The sequence below is a fragment of the Mycobacterium sp. 1245805.9 genome, assembly GCF_001672915.1.
Taxonomy (GTDB): domain Bacteria; phylum Actinomycetota; class Actinomycetes; order Mycobacteriales; family Mycobacteriaceae; genus Mycobacterium.
Window position 1 is genome coordinate 30,507 of sequence record NZ_LZKR01000053.1, and the last position, 16,653, is coordinate 47,159.

The 16,653-nt window shown below is 71.4% G+C and carries 13 protein-coding genes and 1 pseudogene; 7 read left to right on the plus strand and 7 right to left on the minus strand.

What is annotated here, in order from left to right; genetic code table 11:
- Positions 1–21: 21 nt before the first annotated feature.
- The 3 genes from A9X00_RS08420 to A9X00_RS08430 form a co-directional block, all read right to left on the minus strand.
- Positions 22–4,254: an alpha-(1->3)-arabinofuranosyltransferase gene (locus tag A9X00_RS08420; RefSeq protein ID WP_156771996.1), complete on the minus strand. Its 4,233-nt coding sequence runs from the start codon at positions 4,252–4,254 to the stop codon at positions 22–24.
- Positions 4,255–4,273: 19 nt separating this feature from the next.
- Entirely contained in the window at positions 4,274–4,447 is a 174-nt protein-coding gene (locus A9X00_RS08425; protein WP_065443914.1) for a DUF2613 domain-containing protein, read from the minus strand.
- A gap of 74 nt (positions 4,448–4,521) precedes the next feature.
- Positions 4,522–4,722, minus strand: coding sequence for a DUF2613 family protein (locus tag A9X00_RS08430; protein ID WP_067151816.1), 201 nt, complete (start codon positions 4,720–4,722; stop codon positions 4,522–4,524).
- A 99-nt stretch (positions 4,723–4,821) separates the two neighbouring features.
- Between A9X00_RS08430 and A9X00_RS08435 the strand changes: the two genes are divergently transcribed.
- From A9X00_RS08435 to A9X00_RS08445, 3 genes are all read left to right on the plus strand, one after another.
- Positions 4,822–5,967: a glycoside hydrolase family 3 N-terminal domain-containing protein gene (locus tag A9X00_RS08435; RefSeq protein WP_067151819.1), complete on the plus strand. Its 1,146-nt coding sequence runs from the start codon at positions 4,822–4,824 to the stop codon at positions 5,965–5,967.
- A gap of 66 nt (positions 5,968–6,033) precedes the next feature.
- Positions 6,034–6,651, plus strand: a complete 618-nt coding sequence (locus A9X00_RS08440) for a TetR/AcrR family transcriptional regulator (protein WP_067151822.1) — start codon at positions 6,034–6,036, stop codon at positions 6,649–6,651.
- 19 nt (positions 6,652–6,670) lie between these two features.
- Positions 6,671–7,924, plus strand: coding sequence for a chloride channel protein (locus A9X00_RS08445; protein ID WP_067151825.1), 1,254 nt, complete (start codon positions 6,671–6,673; stop codon positions 7,922–7,924).
- On the opposite strand, the gene A9X00_RS08450 is transcribed toward A9X00_RS08445, so the two are convergent.
- Both A9X00_RS08450 and A9X00_RS08455 read right to left on the minus strand, forming a co-directional pair.
- Positions 7,921–8,766 carry a MaoC/PaaZ C-terminal domain-containing protein gene (locus A9X00_RS08450; RefSeq protein WP_067151828.1) on the minus strand — a complete coding sequence of 282 codons (846 nt, stop codon included), beginning with the start codon at positions 8,764–8,766 and terminating at the stop codon, positions 7,921–7,923. The genes A9X00_RS08445 and A9X00_RS08450 overlap by 4 nt on opposite strands.
- Complete coding sequence (locus tag A9X00_RS08455; RefSeq protein ID WP_067151831.1) at positions 8,766–10,130, minus strand: 3-oxoacyl-ACP reductase; 1,365 nt, start codon at positions 10,128–10,130, stop codon at positions 8,766–8,768. Before A9X00_RS08455 ends, A9X00_RS08450 begins: the two co-directional genes overlap by 1 nt.
- Positions 10,131–10,281: 151 nt before the next feature.
- Here A9X00_RS08455 and A9X00_RS08460 point away from each other — a divergent pair, with 151 nt between their 5' ends.
- Positions 10,282–11,595 (plus strand): acetyl-CoA C-acetyltransferase, encoded by a 1,314-nt coding sequence (locus A9X00_RS08460; RefSeq protein WP_067151849.1) that lies wholly within the window; start codon positions 10,282–10,284, stop codon positions 11,593–11,595.
- A 273-nt stretch (positions 11,596–11,868) separates the two neighbouring features.
- On the opposite strand, the gene A9X00_RS08465 is transcribed toward A9X00_RS08460, so the two are convergent.
- On the minus strand, positions 11,869–13,704 hold the full coding sequence (locus A9X00_RS08465; protein ID WP_067151852.1) for an acyl-CoA dehydrogenase: 1,836 nt from the start codon (positions 13,702–13,704) through the stop codon (positions 11,869–11,871).
- Between the two features lie 190 nt (positions 13,705–13,894).
- On the opposite strand from A9X00_RS08465, the gene A9X00_RS08470 reads away from it, so the two are divergent.
- Both A9X00_RS08470 and A9X00_RS08475 read left to right on the plus strand, forming a co-directional pair.
- Positions 13,895–14,932, plus strand: coding sequence for an isopenicillin N synthase family oxygenase (locus A9X00_RS08470; protein ID WP_067151855.1), 1,038 nt, complete (start codon positions 13,895–13,897; stop codon positions 14,930–14,932).
- 5 nt (positions 14,933–14,937) lie between these two features.
- On the plus strand, positions 14,938–15,426 hold the full coding sequence (locus A9X00_RS08475) for a flavin reductase family protein (protein WP_067151861.1): 489 nt from the start codon (positions 14,938–14,940) through the stop codon (positions 15,424–15,426).
- 111 nt (positions 15,427–15,537) lie between these two features.
- On the opposite strand, the gene A9X00_RS31230 is transcribed toward A9X00_RS08475, so the two are convergent.
- Complete coding sequence (locus A9X00_RS31230) at positions 15,538–15,693, minus strand: hypothetical protein (RefSeq protein WP_197515104.1); 156 nt, start codon at positions 15,691–15,693, stop codon at positions 15,538–15,540.
- A gap of 161 nt (positions 15,694–15,854) precedes the next feature.
- On the opposite strand from A9X00_RS31230, the pseudogene A9X00_RS32335 reads away from it, so the two are divergent.
- A pseudogene (locus A9X00_RS32335) lies at positions 15,855–16,653 on the plus strand (PE family protein); the annotation flags it as partial.

The window sequence follows — 16,653 nt, forward strand, 5'->3', positions numbered from 1 at the left end:
CCGCTAGCCAACGGCCGAAAGTCATTCGTCGCGCGGCCGCGGCTCCCGGCCCGGCATCGCCACCACCGACGAGGCCAACACCGCCAGCGAAATCAGCGCCAGCAGTTGCACGTTCGCCGCGTGCCCGGCGTAACCGTCGACCGAGCGCCACGGATGCCGCGACAGCGCCGCCCCGGCCAGGATCAGCCCGCTCGCGCTCAGCGCCACGGTCAGGGCGCTGCCCCAGCGGCGGCGCCGCACGGCATATCGCAGACCCAGCGCAAGACCGGCGACGGCCAACCCGGCCGCGCCTGCGATCGCCGTCCCGGCGGCCAGCACACCGACCGCCGCCCAGGTCCCCGGCGCCCACGGCCGGGCGGGCGGGTCGTCGCTGCGCCCGCGCCGGGTGCGCCAGAAGGCGAGAGCGGCCAGCAGCGGCAGCAGCGCCAGCCCCACCGCCAGGCCGGTTCGGTACAGCGAATTGGAGGCGAAGCTCAGCGTGATGGTTCCGGGATCCCCCGCCGGCACCACCCAGCCCTGCTGCCACCCGTTGACCGCGACCGGCGTCAACCGCGCCCCGGCGGCGGTGCGCGCCACCCAGCCGGGGTTGATGCTCTCTGGGATCACCAGCAGCCGCTCGGTGGGCGAAGCGGGGGCCCGCACCTCGCGGCGGCTCGGACCCCACGCCCCAGTGTGAGCGGGAACTAATGTGGCGCTGGGTATTTCGGCGGCGGCCGGGGTCGACAGCCGGGCCCCGTCCACGACGAACTGGGCGCCGGGGCTGATCAACAGCTCCTGCTGACCGGTCGGCAGCGCGATTGGCGCGGTTTCGCAGGGCTGCGCCGCGACCGGTGCGCCGTCCAGCAACGCGCCGGCGGTGGTGCGGATCGAGGTGTGCACGAACCGGCCCGCGACCGCGATGACCGGCCCCTGATCGCAGCCGACGGTGATCTCCCGCGACCGGTTGCGGGCGGCGTCGGCGGGCGCGATCGGGTTGCCGTCGGCGCCCAGCGCCGCGACCTCGGCCAGGCCCGGCGGCTTGAGCTGGTCGAAGCCCAGGGCGTTGCGGTCGATCACGTCTTTCCAGTCGAGCAGGCTGATGCCGACGGTGTCGGTCACCCGCGGCGTGAGCGAAAGTGTTTGCGGCTCACCCGGTTTGAGCTCGCGGACCTGCGGACCGTCACCCAGGTTGACGGCCACCAGCGTCGGGTGCGCCGGCAGCGTCGACGAGCTTGGCGCCACGCGCAGCCCGGTGACCTCGGTGGCCCGCGGCAGGGTGAGGGTCAGCGTCGGCGGGGACCTGTGCTGCACCACCCGCTGCGGCGCGGTCCACGCGGTGGCGGGGTCGCCGTCGGTCGCCGCGAACGCGGACCCCAGGATGTCCACCACGTCCGAATCGCCCTGGGCCCGAGTGGTATTCGGCTCGGCGACCAGGTCGGCCAGCTTGGGCCCTTGCCGTGGCCGCACCCACAGCGTCGGCGTCACCGACACCGGTTCCGCGACGGTCAGGGTGCGGCTGAAGTTGACCGGCTCTTCGGGAGCCAGCGCCATCGACGCTGCGCAGCGCACGCCGCCGGGCGCCGCCGCGCAGCCTGGCCGGCCGAGCAGTTCCGATCCCAGGTCCCACGCCGCCACGGCCGCGCCCGGCGGCGGCCCGGGCACCCGCACGGTGTGCCGCAGGCTGACCGGGTGCGCGAACCCGGACGCGTCGTACTGGGTGATGGACAGGTCGGTGATGCCGAACTGCACGCCGGGGGAGCCGTCGTCGGTGCCGGCGGCGGTGACCTGCACCCACGGCGTTTCGCCGTACGGCAGCGCCACCGCGAGCGGCTTGCCGGGCTCGTCGAACCGCAGCGTGGTGCTGCCGTTGGCCGTCTCGATCAGGACGCGGCGGACCTGGGCGCCGACGGCGGTGGCGCTCGGCGTGATGGTGAGCGCCCCGTTGGTCACCGGGTGGTCGAAGTCCACCCGCAGCCACTGCCCGACGGCGGCCTGCAGCGCGTTGGACACCCACGCGGTGCCCGAGTCGCCGTCGATCGCCGCGGCGGGCGAGGTCGCCGGTGCAACGTCGGGCATGGCGGTGGAGTCGGACGACGAGCTCGACACGGTGATGCGGCCGCTGTTCCAGGCCCCGAACACCGGGTCGGCGCCCGGGACCGGATAGTCGGGCACGCGATTGAAGGTGTGCCGGGCGTCACCGGCCGCCCGGACGGCCGACGAGTGCTGGTCGACGCGGCCGTAGTCGGTCTCGCGGGCCACCGGCGTGTCGGTGACCGTCACGAGGGGCGCGGGCAGGCCGGCGGCGCGGGCGTCGGCGCCCATCAGCACCGGGCCCAGCGGCGGCTGGCCCAGCAGCCGTCGCCGCTCGTCCAGGCGCAGCAGCACCTCCGGCCCGCCGGCGACCCGGGCCAACTGGTCGGCGTCGACGAAGTAGGGCGCGCCGGGATCACCGGCAACGGCCACCCGGAAGATCTCGACCGCCGGGTAGCGCGGCCGCAGGCCGCCGTCGGCGACGAAGCCCGCCAGCGTGCCGGGCCCGACGGGAGCGCCGAACTGCGCCACCTTCTGCAGCCCCGGCGAGCCCTCGACGGCGCGGTGCACCAGGATGGGGCGCGCCGAGCGCGACGTCTCCGGATCCAGGTCGTTGCGCAGCACGACGTACGAAATGCCTTGCCGGGCAAGGGTATCGGCCAGGCCGACCGAGGGCTGCCCGGCGGCGAACAGGCGTTGCACCGAATCCAGCGCCCGGATGGTCTGCGGCGGGGTCAACGGAATGGAGTCGCGCACCCCCCACGGGCTGCTGCCGAGCACCTGCAGCGGCTCGTCGTGGGTGGTCCCCCACGACTGGGTGGCGAACGGCGTCCCCGGGACCACCAGCACCCGCCCGGAAACCGGTGTGCCAGAAGCGTTGTGTTCGTCGAGCCAGGCGGCCGCCTGATGCCAGTAGGCCGGGATCGCCCCGAAGGTGCCCGGCGGGGCGAGCCGCCCGGTCCACGCCAGCGAGGTGCTGACCATCAGCGCGGTCAGGACCACGGCCGCCACGGCGGTCCGCTTGTCGCGCTCGGGGTGCGCGAAGGCGCGCAGCCACGCCGCGCGCGGCGCGCTGCCCGGCAGCGCCACCCGGCCCAGCAGCTGCGCGACGCCCAGCGCCACCGGGATGCGGATCACCGGCCCCAGCTTGTGCACGTTGCGCAGTGGCGCGCCGGCCGCGTCCATGAACGACTGCACCTCGTGGGCGAACGGCGACCCCAGCCCGCCGCTGTAGCCGACGGCCATCAAGACCACGGCGACCAGCAGCATCGTCACCAGCCGCCCCCGCGCCGGCATCCCCGGGCTCGCCAGCCCGGCCAGCCCGGCCGCCGCGACCAGGCAGGTGGCCAGCACGGCCGCCGACCCGGTGACCAGGGGCGCACCCGCGGTGGCTGTCGGCGCCACGAAGGGGGTCCAGCTGTCGGTGCCGCGCAGGATTTCGGTCAGCGACGACCACTGCGTCGTCACGCCGGAGGATTCGATGAAGTCCAGGAACGGGGGGCTGACGTGGCGCAGGCAGACCAGCGCCACCACCCACCACAGCGTGGCCAACAACAGGGCGAGCGCCCACCACGCCGTGTAGCGCCACCACAACCGGTTCGGCCGGTGGCACGCCCACCAGATCACCGCGGGCAGGCAACCGGCCAGCGTCGCGATGGCGTTGACCGCGCCCATCAGCGCGACCGCCAGCCCGGCCTGCAAGGCCAACGCCCGCACCGACCGGTCGCCGGCCGCCCGCAGGGCCAGGATCGTCGGCAACAGTACCCACGGCGCCAGCATCATCGGCAACGTCTCCGACGAGATCGAGCCCAGCGTGGTCAACACCCGCGGCGACAGCGCGAACGCCGCCGCGCCGATCAGCCGCGACGTCGGGCTGCCGATGCCCAGCGCCTCGGCCACCCGCAGCAGCCCCCAGAACCCGACCGTGAGCAGCAGCGCCCACCACAGCCGCTGGGTCACCCAGCCCGGCACCCCGAGCGCGTGGCCCACCAGAAAGAAGGTGCCGTGCGGAAACAGGTAGCCGTAGGCCTGGTTCTGCGCCTGGCCGAACGGCAGCTCGCTGTTCCACAGGTTGGTCGCGCGGGCCAGGAAGCGCAGCGGGTTGGCGGTGAGGTCGAGCTTGGTGTCGGGGGAGACCTGCCCGGGCGACTGCGCGAACGTCAGCGCCAGCGCGACGGCGCCCACCAACAGCAACCACCGGCGGGAGAGCGGCGCGGCTGGGGCCGGCGCCGCCGGCTCGCCCAGCGTCGGCCCTGCGGCGCGGCTAGCTACGGTTGCCGTACTCGACCCGGTTGAGCACTGACGACTGCGGATCGCCCCCGGGGAGTGGCGGCTTCGTGTCCTGCTGCACCATCAAGGTGATCCCGAAGATCGCGGCCGCGCCCAGCAACAGACCAACCACGACGCTCGCGGCGGCGGGCGCGATGATCCGGTTCATGAAACGGCTCCTGGAGTTTCTCGGGGACTAGCGCCAACCTAGCAGAACGGCGCTCGCCGGCCGGGCCGGCGAAGTCACGGCCACGGAATGCAGTGACCACGCCAACAGCGGGAGCCGTAACTCACCAGGTACGGCCCGGCGGGGTGCTGCGGTGCGGTCTGCGCCGGCATCGCCTTGTGGTCTTCGACCTCGAGAGTGACGCCGACGGTCGCCGCGGCGCCGATCATCAGCCCTGCCGCGATGCTTGCCGCCGCCGCCCGCGAAAACCCGGCCATCGCTGGCTCCCCTCCCTGCCAGTCAAAAGCTCGTTGTCAACCTACCGCCGGCGCCCCCTGGCGGCCCGGACGAAACGCCCGCCGTGACAACATGGCCCGATGCCCTTCCCCCGCACCCTGGCCGCGCTCGTCGTCGCAGCCGCGATGGTCGCCGGCTGCGGCCACCACGGCGCGCGTCCCCCGTCGGCCTCGTCCAGCAAGCCGGCCGCCGCCCCCGCGCCCCCCGTGTGCGCCGATCCGACGGCCGTCCCGGCCGCGCTGTCGACCCGCGACAAGCTGGCGCAACTGCTGATGGTGGGCGTGCGGAACGCCGACGAAGCCCGAACCGTCGTCAACGAGTCCCACGTCGGCGGGATCATCATCGGCGGCTGGACGGACCTCTCGATTTTCAAGGGCGGGCTCGCCGAGGTCGCCCACAACGCGGGGCCCCTCCCGCTCGCGGTCGGCGTCGACGAGGAAGGCGGCCGGGTCTCGCGGCTGAAGTCGCTGATCGGGGTGGCCCCGTCGCCCCGGCACCTGGCGCAGACCCAGACGCCCCAGCAGGTCCACGACCTCGAAGTGGAGCGCGGCAAGAAGATGCGCGACCTGGGCATCACCGTCGACTTCGCCCCGGTGGTGGACGTCACCGATGCCCCGGACGGCGTGATCGGTGACCGCTCGTTCGGCGCGGACCCGAACACCGTCACCGCCTACGCCGGGGCCTACGCGCAGGGCCTGCGCGACGCCGGGCTGCTGCCGGTGCTCAAGCACTTCCCCGGCCACGGACACGGCTCGGGCGATTCGCACAAGGGCGGCGTCGTCACGCCGCCGCTGAGCGACCTACAGACCAGCGACCTCGTGCCCTATCGGACGCTGGTGACCCAGCTCCCGGTCGCGGTCATGATCGGCCACCTGCAAGTCCCCGGGCTGACCGGCGACGACCCCGCCAGCCTGAGCCGGGCCGCGGTGCAATTGCTGCGCGACGGCACCGGCTACGGCGCCCCGCCCTTCAACGGCCCGGTGTTCAGCGACGACCTGTCCAGCATGGCCGCGATCTCCGACCGGTACGGCGTGTCCGAGGCGGTGCTGCGCGCGCTGCAGGCGGGCACCGACATCGCGCTGTGGGTCAGCATCGAAGAGGCGCCCGCCGTCCTGGACCGGCTGGAAAAGGCGGTGGCCGCGGGCGAGCTGCCGATGCCGGCGGTCGACGCGTCGCTGGTGCGGGTGGCGACGATGAAGGGCGTCAATCGAACATGTACCCACTAATGCGCCGCATCCTCGTTACCCTGTAGTCAGATTGGCGGGCCCTGAGGGGCGTGAAAGGGCACAGCGATGGCGGGTGGTACCAAGCGATTACCGCGCGCTGTGCGCGAACAGCAGATGCTCGACGCCGCCGTGCAGATGTTCTCCGTCAACGGCTATCACGAGACGTCGATGGACGCGATCGCCGCCGAGGCGCAGATCTCCAAGCCGATGCTGTACCTGTACTACGGCTCCAAGGAGGACCTGTTCGGCGCCTGCCTGGACCGCGAGCTGGGCCGGTTCGTCGACGCGGTGCGCGCCGACATCAACTTCGACCAAAGCCCAAAGGACCTGCTGCGCAACGCCATCGGGTCGTTCATGCGCTACATCGACGCCAACCGCGCGTCCTGGATCGTGATGTACACCCAGGCCATCAGCTCGCAGGCGTTCGCGCACACCGTGCGCGAGGGACGCGAGCAGATCATCGAATTGGTGGCCGAGCTGATGCGGGCGGGCAGCCGCACCCCGCGCTCGGACGCCGAGTATCAGATGATGGCGGTGGCGCTGGTCGGCGGCGGCGAGGCCATGGCCAACCGGCTGTCCACCGGCGACATCGGCGTCGACGAGGCGGCCGAGCTGATGATCGACCTGTTCTGGCACGGCCTGCGGGGCACGCCAGAGGACCGGGAAGCCGCCGCGGCGGGCTAGCTAGCCCTACATTCGTGGGGTGGCCTCATCGGCGGCGCCCCGCCGCAACCTCGACTTCTTTTGCGCCGTAGTCATCGTCGGGTTGCTGGCCGGCGTCGCCGGGCTGGCGACGACGGAGGTGCTGCGGTTCGTCGAGCACGTCACCTACCACTACAGTTTCGGCACGCTGCTCACCGGGATCACCGGCAGCAGCCCGGTCCGCCGGGCGCTGGGGCCGGTGATCGGCGGCGCGCTGGCGGGGCTGGGCTGGTGGATCCTGCGGCGCCGCACCCCGGTGCCGCCGCTGGCCCAGACCATCGCGCGCCGCGAGCCGATCCCGCGGCTGGCGTGGAGCGTCGACGCCGTGCTGCAGGTGCTGCTGGTCGGCTCCGGCGCCTCCCTGGGCCGCGAGGGCGCGCCACGCCAATTCGCCGCGGCCCTAGGCGATTTCGCCACCGCGTGGCTGAGGCGGCTGTCCAGCCACGACCGCGAGGTCCTGTTGGCCTGCGCGGCCGGGGCGGGCCTGGGCGCCGTCTACGCCGTCCCGTTGGCCGGCGCGCTGTTCGCCGTGCGGATCATGCTCAACACCTGGCACCCGCGCGCGGTCGGCGCGGCGTTCCTCACGTCCAGCCTGGCCGTCGCGATCTGCTCGGCCGAAACCCACGATCAGCCGAGCCTGGCCTGGCCCAGCGCCGAATCGTCGTATCTGCTGACCGCACACGGGCTTATCCTGGCGCCGGTCACCCTGGCCGTGGGGCTGGCGTTCAAGTGGCTGATGGCGGCGGCGCGGCCGGCCCGGGTGATGCGATCGTGGGCGCTGATCCCGGCGCTGGCCGGCGCCGGCCTGGTGATGGGCATCTGCTCGCACTGGTGGCCGGAGCTGCCCGGCAACGGCCGCAGCATCCTGACCGTCAGCCTCGCCAGCCGCATGACCCTGTCGGCGGCCCTGGTCATCCTGGTGCTGAAACCGCTGCTGACGGCGCTGTTCCTGCGCGCCGGCGGAGCGGGCGGAATGCTGACGCCCTCGCTGGCCACCGGCGCGGCCGCGGGATCGGCCCTGGTGCTCGCCGTCAATTGGGCCGCCGGGACCCACCTGCACACGCCGGCGGTCTCGCTGGCCGGGGCGGCCGGGGTGCTCGCGGTGACCCAGGGCTCGCCGATCTGGGCGGCGATCTTCGTCTGGGAGCTGGCCCACCCGCCGCTGTGGCTGTTCGGGGTGTTCCTGCTGACCGCCTGCGGCGCATACGGATTGAAGGTCCTCGCGGTCGGCCGCAGGCCGGCCCGAACGGGCTAGAGCGCGCGGACGCTGCCGGTCAGGTAGGGGTATCCCTTCGCGATGTTGCGCAGCGAAAGGTCCCAGCCGCCGTCGTCGCCCTGGTCGATGTACAGCCCCGCGGTGCCGGGCAGCACCAGTGGCTTGCCGAACCGCACCGAGTACTGCGCCTCGTCGGGAATTCGGGCCTCGATGTTGGCCAGAACCGCTGCGGCGCTGAACATCCCGTGCGCGATGACGCTCGGGAACCCGAACAGCTTGGCCGCGATGGGGTTGGTGTGGATGGGGTTGTGGTCGCCGCCGCCGGCGGCGTAGCGGCGGATCTGGCCGGGGCTGACGCGCAGCACGGTGCTCGGCGGGGGCAGTTTCGGCTGCTTCTGCGGCGGCGGTTTGGGTTCGTCGGACAGGCTGGTGCGCTGCTGGTGCAGGAAGGTGGTCACCTGGTGCCACGCGAGGTCGTTACCGACGCTGACGTCGGTGACCAGGTCCACCAGCAGGCCCTTGCGGTGTTCGCGCAGGTTCTCGGCGTGCACGCGCACGCCGACTGTGTCGGTCACCGCGATCGGGCGGTACTGCGTGATGCGGTTCTCGGTGTGCACCGATCCCATTGCGGCAAAAGGAAAGTCGAAGCCGGTGACCAGTGACATCATGGCGGGAAAGGTCAACGCGAACGGGTAGGTCAGCGGCACGTGGTTGTCGTAGCGCAGGCCGGTGACGTCCGCGTACTCGGCCACGTTCGCCTGGTCGATGGGCAGTTCCTCGACGGTCACCGTGCGGCTGGGCAGCTGGTCGGAGCGGGGCAGCAGGGGCAGCGCCCCGGCCGCGGCGCGCAGCATGTTTCGCAAACCGCTGGGCTGGTTCATCATGCCCCCAACATCGCCTGGCCGCAGACGCGAATGACGTTGCCGGTCACCGCGTTTGACGCCGGGCTGGCGAAGTAGGCGATCGTCTCGGCGACGTCGACTGGCTGCCCGCCCTGCAGCAGCGAGTTCATCCGGCGGCCGACCTCGCGGGTGGCCAGCGGGATGGCGGCGGTCATCTGGGTTTCGATGAATCCCGGCGCGACCGCGTTGATCGTGATGCCCTTCTCGTAGAGTCCCGGCGCCAGCGCCTGGGTCAGGCCGATCATGCCGGCCTTGGTGGTGGCGTAGTTGGTCTGCCCGCGGTTGCCCGCGATGCCGGCCATCGACGACAGGCCGATCACCCGGCCCCCCGCGCCGATGCTGCCGTTGCCGACCAGGCCCTCGGTGAGCCGTTGCGGGGCAAGCAGATTGACCGCGAGCACGGCGTCCCAGCGCGCTTCGTCCATGTTCACCAGCAGCTTGTCGCGGGTGATGCCGGCGTTGTTGACCAGGACGTCGGCGTGCCCGGCGTAGTGGTCGTTCAGGTGCTCGGTGATCTTGTCGACGGCGTCGTCGGCGGTGACGTCCAGCCACAACGGGGTGCCCCCGACCCGGCTGGCGGTCTCGGCCAGGGCCTCGGCGGCCGACTCCACGTCGATGGCGACGACGCGGGCGCCGTCGCGGGCGAACACCTCGGCGATGCAGGCGCCGATGCCGCGGGCGGCACCGGTCACGATGGCCACCTTGCCGTCCAGCGGCCGTTCCCAGTCGGCCGGCGGGGTGGAGTCGGCCTCGCCGACGTAGAAGACCTGGCCGTCGACGTAGGCGGACTTGCCGGACAGGATGAACCGCATCGTGGATTCCAGGCCGGTGGCGGCGGGTTTCGCGTGTGGCGACAGGTACACCAGCTGCGCGGTGGACCCGTTGCGCAGCTCCTTGCCCAGCGAGCGGGTGAAGCCCTCCAGCGCGCGCTGCGCGATGCGCTCGTCGGTGCCGGCGGCGGCGTCGGGCGTGGTGCCGACGACCACGACGCGCGCGTTGTGGCCCAGGTTGCGCAGGACGGGGGTGAAGAACTCGTAGAGGCCCTTCAGCCCGGCCGGCGTCGTGATCCCGGTGGCGTCGAACACCAGCCCGGCGAACTTGTCGGCCCAGCGGCCGCCCAGGTTGGCGCCCACCACGTCGTAGTCGGAGTCCAGGGCGGCGCGCAGCGGCTCGACCACCCTGCCCTCCCCGCCGATCAGCAGCGACCCCGCCAGCGGCGGTTCGCCGGGCCGGTACCGGCGCAGCGTCTCGGGCTGCGGGATGCCGAGTTGCTTAGCCAGAAACGATCCGGGGCCGGAGTTGACCACCTGCGAGAACAGATCGGACGAGCCTTTGGGAGCCACTGAGCTACCTTCCATCTTCATTCGGGTTCGTTCGGGCGGGTCATCCGCCAACCGTATCCAGACGAACTTACTTCAGAGTAAGAACAGTGGGTACTATGGCGAACAACGGCCGGTTCAAAAGTGATGTACCCGGAGATGCACGGAGAGAAAAGTGGCCCCAGCGAGTTCTAAGACCAGGCGACCAGTCGCGGTACTGGGCGGCAATCGGATCCCGTTCGCGCGATCGGACGGCGCGTACGCCGACGCCTCCAACCAGGACATGTTCACCGCGGCCCTGGACGGGCTGGTGGACCGGTTCGGGCTGGCCGGCGAGCGGCTGGGCGTCGTCGTCGGCGGCGCCGTGCTCAAGCACAGCCGCGACTTCAACCTGACCCGCGAATGCGTGCTGGGCTCCGAGCTGTCGTCGTACACGCCCGCGTTCGACGTCCAGCAGGCGTGCGGGACGGGGCTGCAGGCCGCGATCGCCGCGGCCGACGGCGTCGCCTCCGGCCGCTACGAGGTGGCCGCGGCCGGTGGGGTGGACACCACCTCCGACCCGCCGATCGGCCTGGGCGACAACCTGCGCCGCCAGCTGCTCAAGCTGCGCAGGTCCAAGTCGAACCTGCAACGGCTCAAGCTGGTGGGCACGCTGCCCGCCACGCTGGGGATCGAGATTCCGGCCAACAGCGAGCCGCGCACCGGCCTGTCGATGGGCGAGCACGCCGCCATCACCGCCAAGCAGATGGGCATCAAACGCGTCGATCAGGACGCGCTGGCCGTCGCCAGCCACCGCAACATGGCCGCCGCCTACGACCGGGGCTTCTTCGACGACCTCGTCACGCCGTTCCTGGGCCTGTACCGGGACGACAACCTGCGGGCCAACGCCAGCACCGAAAAGCTGGCGACCCTGCGCCCCGTCTTCGGGGTGAAGAACGGCGACGCGACGATGACGGCCGGCAATTCCACCCCGCTGACCGACGGCGCATCGGTCGCGCTGCTGGCCAGCGAGGAATGGGCGGCCGCCCACTCGTTGACGCCGCTGGCCTACCTGGTGGACGCCGAGACCGCCGCCGTGGACTACGTCAACGGGCGCGACGGGCTGCTGATGGCGCCGACGTACGCGGTGCCCCGCCTGCTGGCGCGAAACGGACTTAGCCTGCAGGACTTCGATTTCTACGAGATCCACGAGGCGTTCGCGTCGGTGGTGCTGGCGCACCTGCAGGCGTGGGAATCCGAGGAGTACTGCAAGGAGCGGCTGGGGCTCGACGCCGCGCTCGGGTCCATCGATCGATCCAAGCTCAACGTCAACGGGTCGTCGTTGGCCGCCGGCCATCCCTTCGCGGCCACCGGCGGGCGGATCCTGGCGCAGGCCGCCAAGCAGCTGGCCGAGAAGAAAGCCGAGCAGAAGGGCGGGGGCACCCTTCGGGCGCTGGTCTCCATCTGCGCCGCCGGTGGCCAGGGCGTGGCCGCGATCCTGGAGGTCTGACCGCCCGCCTCAAACATCGGGCAGGAATGAAATCGGTCACAGTCGGTTACGAACCCGGGCACCTGGGTATCCCACCGTCCGGATAGCCCCGTGTTGTGGTCTGACCCCCCGACCCCGACGGCAATACGGGGCGTCCCCTAATCGACCGCCGGTCAGCGACGGGGGGGCGAAAAGGGCCGCCGCTGGAGTGAGGGGATCCAGCGGCGGTCTTTTTTGCTTGCAAACAAAAACCCCGCCTCCGGCCGGAAGCGGGGTTTTCGCAGAGACTCAGGCCTAGAACGCAGCCTCGTCGAGCTCCATGATCTCGTTGTCCAGCGTCTCGATGACCTCGCGGGTGCTGGCCAGCAGGGGCAGGAAGTTCTTCGCGAAGAACGATGCCACCGCGATCTTGCCCTCGTAGAAGGACCGCTCGGCGCCGCTGGCGCCGGCGTCCAGCGCCGCCACCGCGACCGCGGCCTGACGCTGCAGCAACCAGCCGATGACCAGGTCGCCGACGCTCATCAGGAAGCGCACCGAACCCAGGCCCACCTTGTAGAGGCTGGTGACGTCCTCCTGCGCGGCCATCAGGTAGCCGGTCAGGGTGGCCGCCATGGCCTGCACGTCGGTCAGCGCCTTGCCGAGCAGCTCGCGCTCGGTCTTGAGCCGGCCGTTGCCCGACTCGCTGTCGACGAACTTCTGGATCTCCCCCGACACGTGGGCCAGGGCCACACCCTTGTCGCGGACGATCTTGCGGAAGAAGAAGTCCTGCGCCTGGATGGCCGTGGTGCCCTCGTAGAGCGAGTCGATCTTGGCGTCACGGATGTACTGCTCGATCGGGTAGTCCTGCAGGAAGCCGGACCCACCGAAGGTCTGCAGGCTCTCGGTGAGCTTGGCGTACGCCTGCTCGGAGCCCACACCCTTGACCACCGGCAGCATCAGGTCGTTGACCTTGACCGCCAGCTCGGCGTCCACACCGTGCAGCGCCTCGGCGACCGCCGCGTCCTGGTAGGTCGCGGTGAACAGGTACAGCGCGCGCAGACCCTCGGCGTAGGCCTTCTGGGTCATCAGCGAGCGGCGCACGTCGGGGTGGTGCGTGATGGTCACCCGCGGCGCGGTCTTGTCGGTCATCTGGGTCATGTCGGCACCCTGCACCCGGGACTTGGCGTACTCCAACGCGTTCAGATAGCCGGTGGACAGGGTGGCGATCGCCTTGGTGCCGACCATCATGCGGGCCTGCTCGATGACCTCGAACATCTGCGCGATGCCGTTGTGCACCTCGCCGACCAGCCAGCCCTTGGCGGGCACGCCGTGCTGGCCGAGCGAGAGCTCACAGGTCGCCGAGACCTTGAGGCCCATCTTGTGCTCGACGTTGGTGACGAACACGCCGTTGCGCTCGCCCAGCTCGCCGGTCTCGAAGTCGAACAGGAACTTGGGCACGAAGAACAGCGACAACCCCTTGGTGCCCGGGCCGGCGCCCTCGGGGCGGGCCAGCACCAGGTGGAAGATGTTCTCGAACAGGTCGCCGGAGTCACCCGAGGTGATGAAGCGCTTCACACCGTCGATGTGCCAGGAGCCGTCCTCCTGCTGGACCGCCTTGGTGCGCCCGGCGCCCACGTCCGAACCGGCGTCCGGCTCGGTCAGCACCATGGTCGAGCCCCAGCCGCGCTCGGCGGCCAGCACGGCCCACTTCTTCTGCTCCTCGGTGCCGAGGTGGTACAGGATATTGGCGAACCCGGCGCCGCCGCCGTACATCCACACGGCGGGGTTGGCGCCCAGGATGTGCTCGTGCAGCGCCCACAGCAGCGCCTTGGGCATCGGCATGCCGCCGAGCGCCTCGTCGATGCCGGCCTTGTCCCAGCCAGCCTCGGTGACGGCGCGGACGGACTCCTTGAAGGACTCCGGCAGCGTCACCGAATGGGTCTCGGGGTCGAAAACCGGCGGGTTGCGGTCGCCCTCGACGAACGACTCCGCGACCGGTCCCTCGGCCAGGCGGCTGATCTCGGACAGCATTTCCTGGGCGGTGTCGACGTCGAGGTCGCTGTACTCGCCCTGGCCCAATGCTTTGTCAACGCCGAAGACTTCGAACAGGTTGAATACCTGGTCACGGACGTTGCTCTTGTAGTGGCTCACTACGTTCCTCCTCGTTGAGAATGCCACTTGTGGTTGGGTACTAGGTCTAAGTTACCCACCAGTAACTGCCCTAAAATATAGCCGTTATTGTCGGCGACGCAAGCGAGTGTGAGCTAGATTCCACCGTCTAACTAACCAACCGGTTGGGCAGTCCTTCTTTTCGCGCCCTACCTGCGGAGATGATGTAGCCATGACGGACGTGAGGCGCGTCACAGCGCTGCCCGTGGTGGACCTTGGGGCCGCCCCGGAAGCCCTGCGGGAGGGCCTCCGCGAGGCCGCCCACGAGGTCGGGTTCTTCTATCTGGTCGGCCACGAGGTGCCCGACGACCTCGCCGCACGGGTGCTCGACGCGGCGCGCCGGTTGTTCCAGCTGCCGGAGGCCGACAAGGACGCGATCGCGATGGTGCGCAGCCCGCATTTCCGCGGCTACACCCGCCTGGGCGGCGAGCTGACGCGGGGCCGGGTGGACTGGCGCGAGCAGATCGACCTCGGACCCGAACGCCCCCCGATCGGTGGCCCCGGCAGGCCGGACTACCTGTGGCTGCAGGGCCCGAACCAGTGGCCGGAGGCGCTGCCCGAACTGCCCGGGATCATCGCCGAGTGGGATGCCGCGCTGTCCGCGGTGGCCCGCACCCTGCTGCGCCACTGGGCGGCCTCGCTGGGCAACCCGCCGGATGCGTTCGACGCCGCCTTCGCCGACGCGCCCGCGACGCTGATCAAGATCATCCGTTACCCCGCCCGCGCGGCCAGTCCCCAGGGCGTGGGGGCGCACCGCGACGCCGGGGTGCTGACCCTGCTGCTGGCGGAGCCGGGCAGCCGCGGCCTGCAGGTGCGACCGGCCAGGGGCAACCCCGGCTGGATCGACGTGCCGCCGGTGGACGGGGCATTCATCGTCAACATCGGCGAGCTGCTCGAGGTGGCGACGGGCGGTTACCTGCGTGCCACCGAGCACCGGGTGCACCTGGGCGGCCCCGCCGAGGAGCGCATTTCGGTGCCGTACTTCTTCAACCCGCGACTGGACGCGCGGATCCCGGTGCTGGAGCTGCCCGAGGAATTGAGCGCACTCGCCGCCACCAGGGACGACCCGTCGGACCCGATCTTCTCGGTCTATGGCCGCAACGCGTGGAAGAGCAGGCTGCGGGCGCATCCGGATGTGGCTTCAGCCCACGGTTATTCGGCAGGTAGGGTCGGGGACGAGAATTCCGTTCTCGGCGCAAGGGGCGAATGACCGCGGTGAACTCGAACAAGAACCTGACACCGTCCACACTTCGTGAGGCCTTCGGCCACTTTCCGTCCGGCGTGGTGGCCATCGCCGCGGAAGTCGAGGGGATCCGAGAAGGCTTGGCCGCCAGCACCTTCGTCCCCGTCTCGCTCGAGCCGCCGCTGGTGTCGTTCTGCGTGCAGAACACCTCGACGACATGGCCCAAGCTCAAGGGCGTACCGATGCTGGGCATCAGCGTGCTCGGCGAGGTCCATGACGAGGCCGCGCGTGCCCTGGCCGCCAAGACCGGGGACCGCTTCGCCGGGCTGGAGACGGTGTCGCGTACCAGCGGCGCCGTCTTCATCAAGGGCACCGGGCTGTGGCTGGAGAGCGCGATCGAGCAGCTGATCCCGGCGGGCGACCACACCATCGTCGTGCTGCGGGTCAACGAGGTGACGGTCGACGCCGACGTCGCGCCCATCGTGTTCCACCGCAGCACGTTCCGCCGCCTCGGCGCCTAGCGGGCTCGGCGCCTAGGCCGCGGCCACTCACATCGAAACTGCGCTCAGCGCTACCGAATGAGCGAATTCGGCGCTCTGAGCGCAGGCTCGGCGCAGTGAACCGTGGCCCGGCTACGGGCGGCGACTGAGCTCCTCCCGATAGCCGGCAACGCGTCGCTCGATTTCGGCGGCATCTTCGTGCCTGCCTTCTTTGTGCGCGAGTTCGGCGCGGACCGAGAGCTCGCGGATCGCGGTGCGGATCTCGTTGACGCTGGTGGTTTCTCGCATGGGTGTCGGGTACCCGATCCGCGGTCCGCGTACCGCCGATCGCGATCGGTGCGGCGAATGCCGCGCCAGCGGCCCGGGGGAGTGCTAGCTTTCGCTGTATCGCGGCTGTTTGCTGCTGGGCGGGGGCTGAGCGGGGGGCCACGTGAAGTGGAGGTGCCCAAATGTCGTATCTACTCACTGTGCCCGACGAGTTGGCCGCCGCGGCAACGGATTTGGCCGGAATCGGGTCCTCGATCAGTGCGGCGAATTTGTCCGCGGCGCCCCTGACCACCGCGATCGAGGCCGCCGCCGCCGACGAGGTGTCAGCGGCCATCGCGGGGTTGTTCGGGGCGCACGCCCAGGCCTATCAGCAGCAGGGCGCCCTGGCGGCGCTGTTTCATCAGCAGTTCGTCCGCTCGTTGACCGCGGGCGCGGGCGCTTACGCGGCCACCGAAGCCGCCAGCGCCTCCCCGCTGCAGGTCCTCGAGCAAGAGGTGCTGGGTGTCATCAACACACCCTTCCTGACGCTCACGGGGCGCCCGTTGATCGGCAACGGCGCCAACGGCGCGCCGGGGACCGGGCAAAACGGCGGGGCCGGCGGCTGGCTGATCGGCAACGGCGGAAACGGCGGATCCGGCGCGCCGCCCTCAGGCCCCGCCATCAACGGCGGCACCGGCGGTAACGGCGGGGCGGCCGGGCTGTTGTGGGGCCACCCCGGCAGCGGCGGCGCCGGCGGGCCGACTGCCGTCATCACCGGGACCGGCGGCACCGGCGGGGCGGGCGGGGGGGGGGGGGGGGGGGGGGGGCCGGGGGGGGGGGGGGGGGGGGGGGGGGGGGGGGGGGGGGGGGGGCGGGGCCGGGGGGGGGTCCTGGGGGGCCGGCGGGGGGGGCGGGGGGGGGGGGGGGGGGGGGGGGGGGGGGGCGGGGGGGGGGGGGGGGAACGCCGGGGCGACCTGCAGCGCGACCGGCGGTGGCGGCGCC

What these genes read in the sequence shown, in the direction of transcription:
- A9X00_RS08440 (WP_067151822.1), top strand. Translation starts at nt 6,034, where the DNA reads ATGGCGGGTGGTACCAAGCGATTACCGCGCGCTGTGCGCGAACAGCAG.
- A9X00_RS08470 (WP_067151855.1), top strand. Translation starts at nt 13,895, where the DNA reads ATGACGGACGTGAGGCGCGTCACAGCGCTGCCCGTGGTGGACCTTGGG.
- A9X00_RS08430 (WP_067151816.1), bottom strand. Translation starts at nt 4,722, where the DNA reads ATGGCCGGGTTTTCGCGGGCGGCGGCGGCAAGCATCGCGGCAGGGCTG.
- A9X00_RS08425 (WP_065443914.1), bottom strand. Translation starts at nt 4,447, where the DNA reads ATGAACCGGATCATCGCGCCCGCCGCCGCGAGCGTCGTGGTTGGTCTG.
- A9X00_RS31230 (WP_197515104.1), bottom strand. Translation starts at nt 15,693, where the DNA reads ATGCGAGAAACCACCAGCGTCAACGAGATCCGCACCGCGATCCGCGAG.
- A9X00_RS08450 (WP_067151828.1), bottom strand. Translation starts at nt 8,766, where the DNA reads ATGAACCAGCCCAGCGGTTTGCGAAACATGCTGCGCGCCGCGGCCGGG.
- A9X00_RS08435 (WP_067151819.1), top strand. Translation starts at nt 4,822, where the DNA reads ATGCCCTTCCCCCGCACCCTGGCCGCGCTCGTCGTCGCAGCCGCGATG.